5 protein-coding genes are annotated in these 3,590 nt (G+C 34.3%); all 5 read left to right on the top strand.

Features of this window, described 5'->3' with window-relative positions; all coding sequences use genetic code 11:
• A partial coding sequence (locus Q0257_RS11285; protein ID WP_298024863.1) for a hypothetical protein occupies positions 1–1,121 on the top strand: 1,121 nt, incomplete at its 5' end.
• Complete coding sequence (locus Q0257_RS11280) at positions 1,108–1,518, top strand: hypothetical protein (RefSeq protein ID WP_297964407.1); 411 nt, start codon at positions 1,108–1,110, stop codon at positions 1,516–1,518. The genes Q0257_RS11285 and Q0257_RS11280, both read left to right, overlap by 14 nt.
• A gap of 26 nt (positions 1,519–1,544) precedes the next feature.
• Positions 1,545–2,768, top strand: coding sequence for a hypothetical protein (locus tag Q0257_RS11275; RefSeq protein ID WP_298024862.1), 1,224 nt, complete (start codon positions 1,545–1,547; stop codon positions 2,766–2,768).
• Positions 2,769–3,290, top strand: coding sequence for a hypothetical protein (locus Q0257_RS11270; RefSeq protein WP_298024861.1), 522 nt, complete (start codon positions 2,769–2,771; stop codon positions 3,288–3,290).
• A gap of 46 nt (positions 3,291–3,336) precedes the next feature.
• On the top strand, positions 3,337–3,573 hold the full coding sequence (locus tag Q0257_RS11265; protein WP_298024859.1) for a hypothetical protein: 237 nt from the start codon (positions 3,337–3,339) through the stop codon (positions 3,571–3,573).
• Positions 3,574–3,590: the final 17 nt, after the last annotated feature.

Here is a 3,590-nt window from a genome sequence, read left to right as displayed (position 1 = left end):
TGAGGTTGTTTAGCGAAGGGGGAAGGAATGAGATAAAGGATGAGCTTAATAGGGGGAGTGCGATAACTAAGTCCTTAGAGATGCTTATAAAAACGGGCGATCTTTCTTTCAATGAAAACGTAGCGGAATATGCAAACGCTTATGAGTTAAGCAAGGCTTACGGCAAAGATTTAAGCTCGGTATTAATGGATGAAAAAGTAGGCATCAACACTAAAGAGCAGGTAATAAAATCTCTGATAGATGCCTATGCCAAAGCCAATGGTTTAAATTTAGAAGGTATTAAAGTAAAACTAATATCCGATGCCAATGCAAAGGGCAAAAATGATGAGTCTTTCAAAGGGAATTTTGACTCTTTAAGCAAAACTATCACTTTAAATTTAGCCAATACGTCGGATATAAAAACATTTGCTCAAACCCTAGGACATGAGCTAAGCCATGCTATAGACTACAAAAAAGGACGCTTTATCCCTGGCGGCGAGGCTATGAATAGATATGCCGATATAAAGGGCGATCACTTTGCGGACTATCTCGAAAGAGGCTTAGATATAACGGGCTCAAAGATAAATTTAGGAGATAAACTGCCTAGCTACGATAAATACGACAAGATTAATAAGGCTCTGTTAGAGCATAACCTTAAGAATTTTAATAGCACCGATAAGAGGTGGAGTGATAATGCGGATATAAATTTATTTAACAAAAATCTCGAACCATGGCGATATAGGGCTGGTGAATGGCATAGAAGCGGGATTTTAGATAGAGAAGATATAATTACTTTTTCAGCTCATGGAGTAATCGGTGCTGTATATGATGTTAGGAAAGATGAAAATTTTCCAGTCGGGATGGCCAAAATACTATCGGCAGAAGACGTAGCAAATATGATAAGAAGCCATAGAAAATGGATTAGAGCCAATGGTAGAGATATAAAATATATAAGATTAGATGTTTGTTATTCTGGGTTGGGCGAAAAAGCAAATAATGAAAATTCTATAGCTCAACAGGTCGCGAATATATTAAAGGTTCCAGTTTATGGTACAACTGGGGAATATCTCTATAACGAGCATATCCCATTTATAAATATGCCTGACTTTGGAGCAAGCAGCAAAAGATATGATCCAAAATAGTAGGTTGATTATGTGTAAAATTTATAAAAAAATTTTAGTTGTTTTTATTATTCTATGTTCTATATTTTTAGTTTATAATATACGAAAAAGCCTTAATAATGATTGCTGTACTATTATGGAATATTTTAATAAATTCGCATATAACAATCCAAGTACAGAATGCAAAGTGATATTACTTAGTAGAATTAAAGCTAAATTCGATTGGCAAATTTTCTATAGACTTTACGGGAGTATTACAAAGTATATCTTAGAAAAAAACTTGGCAATAGAAGATGATGTTGACGAAGAAATATTAAAATACATAATAGAGACTACAAAAAAAGATTATGAGATAATATACCGCAGTGATGAAAATGGAACTATTAAAAAGTATTTGCACATAAGAGGAAATTTATAGTTTAGGGTAAAAAAGGGAAATATTAAATGAAATTTATCATTATCTCTTTATGTGCTCTCTTATTGGCTACCACCCCATTATCTGGTAGAGACGGTAAGCAGATAATGGGCTTTTACTCCTTGCAGACCGGGCGCAGCTATATCAATATAAAAAACAATGAAAGCACAAAGGATCTAGTTGCTACCTCTGCTACAGAAAGCCAAAGAGCTATGGATCATCAAAGAGGCATAGGCTTCCTCCAAAACGAAGACGATCATTCGACCTATTCACAGAATTTCGGAAACGCAGTAGCTAGATACTACGGATATGCTCTTAGCTCATACGGCAGCGGCTATGGCTCTGCTAAGATAAATAATCCTAGTAGTATCAATCAAAACTACTACGCAAGCAACAATAAAGAATTCTCTAGGCTGGATAAACAGAAGGGGGCGAATAGGCAGTTACATCAGGCGGAGAAAGATTTCATCCATAATAATGTAGAAGATTTTCGAGAACAAATGTCCAAACGCGGCATAAATTACACCAAAAAAGATGCCACTGGACTACTCTTGCTTTCTGCTGCGTATGGAACAGATGCATATATGAACGGTATTGTAAATTTAGGCTTAACAAATTTTAGTAAAAGCGAAGTATTAGACGGACTTATGTATTTAAGGCAAAAATCCGACGGCTTAACCTTTCTAAACTATAATGATTACGAAGAATTTGGTTATAAACAAAAGTTTTTTAGCGCCACGGGTAGTCAATTTTATTTGGGTTGGAATTTCCATCAAGTCATACAGGGTGGGCTCGTTGATATGTCAGCAATGTTCATTCCTAGCGCAAGAGTACTTCCAGAAATAAATTTAGGTAAGGCTGTCGGTGGTGCAGGAGCAACAAGAGGTTCAACAGCAATTATTGGTAACACCGCAAAGGGTGCGGGAACAAATGAAGCTAAAAGTATAGTGCGTATAAGCGAAGAGGCTATCAATAAAGGACAAAATAGTTCAAATATTATCGAAAAAATTATACAGAGGGGAGAAATTAAACCGGGGGATCATAAGGTAATGGTTAGTAAGCTAGACGACGGTACCATTGTAATCATGCGCAAGGATTTTGGCAAATACTCACATGGCTTTCCAGACCATTATAATATAGAAATAAGAATACCATATAGAAATACCAATATACAAATTGAGAACTTACACATTTTTCCTACGGAAAAAGGATATAAGTGGTATGGTAAAGATGGGGTTATAAAAGGAGAATAGATGAACTTATCTGATAAAATTTACATAGACGAAAACATATGGACGATAGACGATGTATTAATGTCAAACGAAGCGCATAATCTTAATATCGAAATAAATAAATATTCCAATCGGGCGTATTTAAATTTTAGTACGGATTTAGCTCTTTATTATTTTGCCAAGATTACTTTACTAACTATTTTAGAAGGACCGATTGGATACTTGGAGTTTGATCCTTATCCTAATTTAATTGGCGGTATAAGATTTGCTGAAAACAGTAAAAAGCTATGCATAGATACTAAAAGTAGTATTGAAATAAATGAAAATAAGGAGTTTATAAAGATACTAGATCAACCAGATATTTATAAATTCTATTTTAACTTTGAAATTTATGAGGCAGAGTCTATAGTTTTATTTTTCGAAGACAACATAAATTTAATGGCATTTATGAAATATCTATTATGGATGGCTATTTATAAAAAAGTCAAAAAGTATCAAGCAAAATGTAATGATAAAATGCTTTCATTGGAATTTGGTATCTGAACATTTGATTGAGATATTTTCAAGAGCGCCGAAAGATTAGAAAGTAATGCTACAAAATGATGATAATGGAATAAAATTTGTCGATAAAGATGGCGTAGAAAGAGTCAGAATACACGCGCCGGAAAACAATCCGAAATTGCCAAGCACCGCAAATACTAATAACGGATGGGTTTTAAGAATCCCTGCTAGTAGAAAAAAGTATTTTGATGATTCCGGTAAAATATTACCATATGATACTGATGAAACCCATATCCCAATAAAAGGAAACCCAAATGCAAATTAACGGAAAAGAGATATTTG

This window comes from uncultured Campylobacter sp. (assembly GCF_938018035.1).
Classification (GTDB): domain Bacteria; phylum Campylobacterota; class Campylobacteria; order Campylobacterales; family Campylobacteraceae; genus Campylobacter_B.
Note: the sequence above shows the minus strand (reverse complement) of the source record. Positions and strands in the feature narration are given on the sequence as shown.